We start from the raw sequence: 6,429 nt of genomic DNA on the forward strand, positions 1-6,429 counted from the left end.
CCTGGCCGGGGGCCCGCACAGAACCCCGCCCACAGCCCACCCCCACTCCCAGGAACCCCGAACCGGGCGCCCAGCCCTCGCCGACGAGTGGCCCCCTCCAACCGGGCGGGAGACCGGCCGGAGACGGGCCGCCCCCAGTGCCTCCTAATGTGGGGATCCCTGTCGAGGCAAGCGCTTGGAGGCCCAGTGGACACCGTCCTGTTCGACATGTTCGGCGTCATCGCCCGCACCCAGTCCGCCGAGAGCCGGGCCGCCCTGGAGCGCACCTCCGGTCTGGCGCCCGAGGTGTTCTGGGGCTCTTACTGGGGTGAGCGTCAGGCCTACGACCGCGGCGACATGTACGGGCCGGCGTACTGGCGCGCGGTCGGCCGTGGCGCGGGGACCCAGTTCGACGACCGGGCGGTGGCCGAGCTGGTGGAGCTGGACCTGGCGAGCTGGTCGCGCGTGGACGAGGAGATGGTCTCCCTGGTCAGGGGCCTGTCCCAGGCGGGTGTGCGGTTGGGGCTGCTGTCCAACATCCCCTTCGAGATCGCCGATCTGTTCGAGACCGAGCACGCGCGGGTGCTGGACCTGTTCCCGGTGTTGGGGCTCTCGTGCCGGATCGGACACGCCAAGCCCGAGGCGGAGGCCTTCGGCTGGTGCCTGGAGGGCCTGGATGTGGAACCCGGACGTGTGCTGTTCGTCGACGACAGCGAACGCAATGTCGCGGCCGCCCGTGAGCTGGGGTTGGGCGGCCACCACTTCACATCTGCCGAAGGACTGCGCAAGGAGCTCTCCGAGCGCGGTATCACCGCCGACTGAGGACGGAACGCGCTGGTGAGGGGCTCGGTGGCGACACCGGGCCCTTTTTGCGCGGGATCCCGGGGTGCACAACGGCCAGGATATTGGTTAGGCTAACCTCACTGACGCCGTCGCCCGTGTGACCTGCCGGAGGGCCGCCTTGTTGCGCATGCAGTTTCCCGAGAACCGCCGGATGATGCGGACCCGCGTGAGCCGTGTCGAGCGGACCACCGACAACTTCGTCACAGTGACCGTGCAGGGGCCGGACCTGGCCCACTTCGAGTTCCTGGGCCGCGACCAGTGCGTGCGCGTGTTCTTCGCCCGTCCGGGGCAGGAACGCCTGACCCTGCCCGAGTACGACGGCGAGGGCTGGTTCCCCCAGTACAAGCAGATGCCCGACGACGTGCGCCCCTACGTGCGCAACTACACGATGCGGCGCTTCGACCCCGACACCCTCGAGCTGGACATCGAGTTCGTCGCGCACGGTGACCAGGGCCCGGCCTCGGCCTGGGCTCTGTCGGCGTGTGAGGGCGACGAACTGGGCCTGTTCCCCGAGTGCATCTACTACCTGCCGCCCACCCAGGCCGAGTGGCACCTGCTGGTGGGCGACGAGAGCGCGGTCCCGGCGCTCCTGGCGATCCTGGAGCAGGCCCCCGAGGACCTGCGCGCCCAGGTCTTCCTGGAGGTGCCCTCCGCTGCGGACGTGCGCCCGGTTCGCGCCCCCGAGGCGACCCAGGTGCACTGGCTGCCCCGTCAGGACCCGCACGCGACGCCGGGCCGGCTCGCACTGAGCACGGTGCAGTCCTCCGACCTGCCCGACGGGCGCCCGTACTGCTGGGTGGCCGGGGAGAACGGCCTGCCCACGGGGCTGCGCCGCACGCTGGTGCGCGAGCACGGGGTCCCGAAGGAGGACATCACGTTCGTGGGGTACTGGCGCGAAGGTGTGGCCGCCATCGCCTGACCCCGGTCACGAGGACGGGCGAAGCGCGCTAACCTGGGACGCATCAGACTTAGGCAAGGCTAAGCTAAAATCTTTGGTGAGGTCCCCATGAACCCCGGTCCGCTCCCCCGTGTCGGTGTGCTCGGCGCCGCCGCAGCCTCCCTTTTGCTCGTCACCTCCTGCGCCGGCCAGGCCCCCGACCCCGGCTCGGCCGACGGCGAGGACACCCGGACCGTCGAGACGGTACACGGCGACGTGGACGTGCCCGAGTACCCCACCGACGTCGTCGCCCTCGGGTGGTCCGACGCCGAAGCCGCCCTGGCCCTGGGCGTGGAACCGGTCGGGGTCTCCGACTGGCTCGAGTACGGGGGCGACGGGGTCGGGCCCTGGGTCGACGACCTCGTCGAGGGCGACCCCGTCCAGCTCGGCACCATGGAACCCAACGTCGAGGCCACCGCCACCCTGGAGCCCGACGTCATCCTCGACACCCGCTCCGACCTGTCGCAGGAGCGCTACGACATGCTCGCCCCGGTCGCTCCCGTCGTGGGCCCGCCACCCGGCGTCGAGATCACCTACGGCACCACGTGGCAGCAGCAGACCCGCCAGGTCGCCGCGGCACTGAACGAGGAGGAACACGGCGAGGAACTGGTCACCGAACTCGAGGACCGCTTCGCCGAGATGCGCGAGGAACACCCCGAGTTCGCCGACCACACCATCGCCGTGGGCGCCTACAACTACGACGGCGGCTACGGCGCCCACGTACCCGGCGACTCGCGCACCGACCTGCTCACCGACCTGGGCTTCGAGTACGACAGCGACCTCGCCGACACGGCCGACAGCGCCTTCTACACCGACCTGTCCTCGGAGGACGTCGAGGCCCTGGACGCCGACCTCACCGTCGTCTTTCCCCTGGCGGCCGGCGCCGCCGAGGAACTGGAGTCCGACCCGGTCCTCCAGGGGCTGGACTCCGCCCAGGACGACCGCCTGATCGTCCTGGACGACCAGGACCTCATCGACGCCTTCTCCAGCGGTTCCGCACCCGGCGTGCACGCCGCCCTCGACGGCATCGTGCCGCTGCTCACCGAGGCCCTGGAACAGTAACGCGGTCCCGGTCTCACCGGGCCCGAAGGTGGTCGTGCAGGCCCCGGGCGACGCGGCCCATCAGGGCCTCCGCACCGGGCTGCACGACCGCAGGCACCAGCGACTCGGTCAGTGCGGCGACGGCCAGCACCTGCCCGTCGGTGTGCTCGACCACCCCGACTTCGTGGCGGCAGTTGAGCACGGTCCCGGTCTTGGACGACCACACCGCCGAGTCGGAGGCGAAGTCCGGCGTCAACCGCTGTCGCAGCATGTTCGCGCCCATGAGCCCGCGCACGCGCGCGGCCACCGGCGCGGCCACCGCCGTGGGCCGCCACACCTCCTGCAACAGCTCCACGTAGGCGCGCGCCGACCCGGAACTGGCGTGGGTGACGTCGAGCTGGCACACCGGATGTCCGTGGCCCTCGGTGGGCGCACCGATCGCCAGCTCCAACGCCAGGTGGGCGTCGGCGGGATCCAGGGCTCCCAGCGGGGTGGTGGCCACCTCGGCGATGCCGTGGCGCACGGTGATCCCGCGCACGCCGACCCGCCGCAGCACGTCCGCGACCAGCTCGGGCGGGGTGGACTCGAACAACAGCTCTGCGGCGGTGTTGTCGCTGAGCGCCATGGCCAGGTACAGCAGGTCCTCCACCGCCACACGCACCGGGTGGCGGAACTGCGCAAGCCCGAACGGCCCCGGGGTGGAGTCGCGTCCGGGAACCACCTCGACGGTGCAGGCACCGTCGAGCTCGCCCAGGTGGATGCGTTCCGCAGTAGCCAGGGCCAGCGGAACCTTGACCAGGGAGGCGGTCGGGTAGGGCAGGTCCGGGCGGCCCAGGGCCAGTTCCTCTCCGGTGTCCAGGTCCCGCACGAGGAAGGAACCGCGCAGCCCGCCCTCCTCCAGCAGCTGTTCCAGGTCGCGGACCAACGCGCGCTCATGCATCGTCTCCCCCTCCCGCCCGGGCACCCAGGAACCGGGCCAGCGCCCCCGCCAGGTGCTCGTGCACCCGCGCGCCCGCGTCGTCGTCGGCACCGGACAGACGGTAACCGCGCTCAAGCACCGTGTCGCGCAGCGGGAGCCAGTCCAGTGACAGCTCCCGGGCCTGGTGCGCCGAGCACAGCAGGAGGTCGTCGCGGGTCAGCACCTCGGTGAGCGCACCGGCGACGGACCGGGCGGGCGCCACCTGCCCCGGGCGCAGGCCCACGGCGTCGCGCACGCGGGCGAGGCGGTCCCGCACGTGCGGGACGTCGTCCTCCGGGGTGATCCACACACGCCGGCCCGCAGCCCCCACCCGGTCGCGCCCCACCCGCAGCGCTTCCAACCGCACCCCGCGGGCGTGCGGTTCGTGGGTGCCGGCCAGCCCGAGAGGGACCACCCAGGAAGCCTCGTCGGCGGGCACGGTCTCCAGCGCCAGGCGCACCTGGTGGGCGTTGAGCAGGGAGCGGCGTTCGGCACGGGCGACCGGCCGCAGGTCCAGGTGGAGCCCGCTCCCCCGCGCCTCTGCGTCCAGGTGGGCCAGGTCAAGGGGCGTGCACACGTCGGGGACGGCGAGGGTGACCGGGCGGCTCAGGGCGCGTTCGGCCTCTTCCCCCAGGTCGTCGGCGAGCGCGACCAGGTGTCGGGCCGTGGGCAGCAGGTCGCGGCCGAACGCAGTGAGCTGGGCCCGCCGTGCCGAACGGTCGAACAGCGGCGCGCCCAGGTGTTCCTCCAGTGCCGAGACCCGCCGGCTGGCGACGGGTTGGCGGACCCCGGCGGCCTCCGCCCCGAGGGTGAAACTGCCGCGTTCGCCGACGTGGACGAACACACGGCACGCACCGACCAAGTCCATGAACAGCGACTATACCGAAACCGCATGGAAGGTGCCATTTCTGTCTTGGACGGCATCACACGTACGGGAGCAGACTCCGTGGTGTCCCTGTGGTGGCGCCATCGCCCCTCGTGGCGGGCGCCGCCGTGATACGAGGAGGAGACCTGTGTCCACCACCGCCCGCCTGCGCACCGCGGCCGTCCTGACCGTTTCGCTGGCACTGGCACCCCTGGCCGCGTGCGGCACCGGGCAGGCCTCGCCGGGCCCGGCCGCCGACCCGTCGGCCGCGGCCGAGGAGGCCTTCACCGACCTGGAGTCCGAGTACGACGCACGCCTCGGCGTCTACGCCCTCGACACCGGAACGGGACAGGAGATCGGGTACGGGGCCGACGACCGCTTCGCCTACGCCTCGACCTTCAAGGCACTGGCGGTGGGCGCGCTGCTGCACCAGCACGGCGCCGGGGTCCTGGACGAGGAGGTGCCGCTCGGTGAGGACGACCTGCTCACCCATGCGCCGGTCGCCGAGCAACTCGTGGAGGAGGGACGCACGTCGATGACCCTGCGCGAGGCCTCCGACGCCACGGTCCGCCACAGCGACAACACCGCCGGGAACCTGGTGCTGGAACGCCTGGGCGGGCCGGACGGCTTCGAGGAGGCGCTCCGGGAGATCGGCGACGACACCACCAGCGCCGACCGTTGGGAGGAGGAACTCAACGAGGCAGCCCCCGGCGACGAACGCGACACCACTACCCCGCGTGCACTGGCGGAGTCCTTGCAGACCTACGTGTTGGAGGAGGACACCCTTGCCGAGGACGAACGCGAGTTCCTCACCGACCTGCTGGTGCGCAACACCACCGGCGACACCCTGGTGCGGGCCGGGGTACCCGAGGACTGGGAGGTCGGCGACAAGACCGGCGGGGGCGGGTACGCGACCCGCAACGACATCGCGGTGGCCTGGCCGCCCGAGGGCGATCCGGTGGTGATCGCGGTGATGTCCGACCGCGAGGACGAGGACGCCGAGTACGACGATGCGCTGGTCGCCGACGCCACCGAGACGGTCGTCGAGGCCCTGGGCTGAGAGGCCCGCACATGGCCGCGGCCGGGCCCCGCCCGTGCACCTGGGGCGGGGCCCGGCCGCGGGGACCGGTTCAGCGCCGCACGGTGTGTCCGTACCCGGCGGCGATCTCCTCCACCGGGGGATCGCCGAAACGGTCCACCATCTGCTGGAAGAGCACGGGTTTGTCCGGACCGAACTTGCCCACCTTGCGTGTGTAGGCGCCCGCGGTCAGGAACACGGGCGGGTCGGCCTTGCTGTGGAACTTGTCCGCGTACATGACGACCTCCTCCTCGAGAGTGTCGGGGAGGTAGTCCTCCGGCGGGATCGGCAGGGACTGTGTCCGTACGTCGTGCTCGGTGATGCCCACCCCGGTGTGGCAGGAGCAGAACCGGCACAGCACCTCGGGCATCCCGGCCTCGGCGAGGAGGTCGTGGCCGAGCACGCCGTGGCGCACGTACTGGGTGTGGTCGAGCCGTCCGGCACCGTCGAAGAGCCGGTACACCCCGATGTCGTGCAACAGACATCCCGCCCGCACCAGATCCACGTCCAGGAGCTGGAGGGAGGGGTTGGCCCCGATGACACGTTCGGCCAGGTCGCACACGATACGGCAGTGGGTGTACACGAGGTCGAAGGCCTCGCGCGTGGGCGCGTGCTCGGCATGCAGCGCGCGGATCTCGTCGTCGGTCGGTACCTGCATACCGGGCAGGTTATGCGCACGGGGGCGCCGCTTCGTCCGTGCCCCGGCCCTCCTGGCGGGGGCAGTCCAG

The 6,429-nt window shown here is 71.8% G+C and carries 7 protein-coding genes; 4 read left to right on the forward strand and 3 right to left on the reverse strand.

The window, feature by feature from the left end:
* Nucleotides 1-186 precede the first annotated feature (186 nt).
* The 3 genes from D474_RS0101585 to D474_RS0101595 all read left to right on the forward strand — a co-directional run bounded on the left by D474_RS0101585 (nucleotide 187) and on the right by D474_RS0101595 (nucleotide 2,821).
* Nucleotides 187-801: an HAD family hydrolase gene (locus tag D474_RS0101585; RefSeq protein WP_017611846.1), complete on the forward strand. Its 615-nt coding sequence runs from the start codon at nucleotides 187-189 to the stop codon at nucleotides 799-801.
* Between the two features lie 148 nt (nucleotides 802-949).
* Nucleotides 950-1,741 (forward strand): siderophore-interacting protein, encoded by a 792-nt coding sequence (locus tag D474_RS0101590; protein WP_017611847.1) that lies wholly within the window; start codon nucleotides 950-952, stop codon nucleotides 1,739-1,741.
* Between the two features lie 87 nt (nucleotides 1,742-1,828).
* Nucleotides 1,829-2,821 (forward strand): iron-siderophore ABC transporter substrate-binding protein, encoded by a 993-nt coding sequence (locus tag D474_RS0101595; protein ID WP_017611848.1) that lies wholly within the window; start codon nucleotides 1,829-1,831, stop codon nucleotides 2,819-2,821.
* Nucleotides 2,822-2,834: 13 nt separating this feature from the next.
* Here the strand turns inward: D474_RS0101595 and D474_RS0101600 are convergent, their stop codons facing one another.
* The gene (locus D474_RS0101600; RefSeq protein WP_026118083.1) at nucleotides 2,835-3,740 is read right to left on the reverse strand and encodes a serine hydrolase; all 906 of its coding nucleotides are present in this window, start codon (nucleotides 3,738-3,740) and stop codon (nucleotides 2,835-2,837) included.
* The gene (locus tag D474_RS0101605) at nucleotides 3,733-4,626 is read right to left on the reverse strand and encodes a LysR family transcriptional regulator (protein WP_017611850.1); all 894 of its coding nucleotides are present in this window, start codon (nucleotides 4,624-4,626) and stop codon (nucleotides 3,733-3,735) included. Before D474_RS0101605 ends, D474_RS0101600 begins: the two co-directional genes overlap by 8 nt.
* Before the next feature lie 145 nt (nucleotides 4,627-4,771).
* Here D474_RS0101605 and bla point away from each other — a divergent pair, with 145 nt between their 5' ends.
* Entirely contained in the window at nucleotides 4,772-5,683 is a 912-nt protein-coding gene (bla, locus tag D474_RS0101610; RefSeq protein WP_017611851.1) for a class A beta-lactamase, read from the forward strand.
* A gap of 70 nt (nucleotides 5,684-5,753) precedes the next feature.
* Here the strand turns inward: bla and D474_RS0101615 are convergent, their stop codons facing one another.
* Nucleotides 5,754-6,359 carry an HD domain-containing protein gene (locus D474_RS0101615; protein WP_017611852.1) on the reverse strand — a complete coding sequence of 202 codons (606 nt, stop codon included), beginning with the start codon at nucleotides 6,357-6,359 and terminating at the stop codon, nucleotides 5,754-5,756.
* Nucleotides 6,360-6,429 lie beyond the last annotated feature (70 nt).

It is taken from the genome of Nocardiopsis salina YIM 90010, from assembly GCF_000341025.1.
GTDB classification, from domain to species: domain Bacteria; phylum Actinomycetota; class Actinomycetes; order Streptosporangiales; family Streptosporangiaceae; genus Nocardiopsis; species Nocardiopsis salina.

Coding starts and splice junctions, on each gene's coding strand:
- D474_RS0101600 (WP_026118083.1), bottom strand. CDS start 3,740: ATGCATGAGCGCGCGTTGGTCCGCGACCTGGAACAGCTGCTGGAGGAG.
- D474_RS0101605 (WP_017611850.1), bottom strand. CDS start 4,626: ATGGACTTGGTCGGTGCGTGCCGTGTGTTCGTCCACGTCGGCGAACGC.
- D474_RS0101590 (WP_017611847.1), top strand. CDS start 950: ATGCAGTTTCCCGAGAACCGCCGGATGATGCGGACCCGCGTGAGCCGT.
- D474_RS0101595 (WP_017611848.1), top strand. CDS start 1,829: ATGAACCCCGGTCCGCTCCCCCGTGTCGGTGTGCTCGGCGCCGCCGCA.
- D474_RS0101615 (WP_017611852.1), bottom strand. CDS start 6,359: ATGCAGGTACCGACCGACGACGAGATCCGCGCGCTGCATGCCGAGCAC.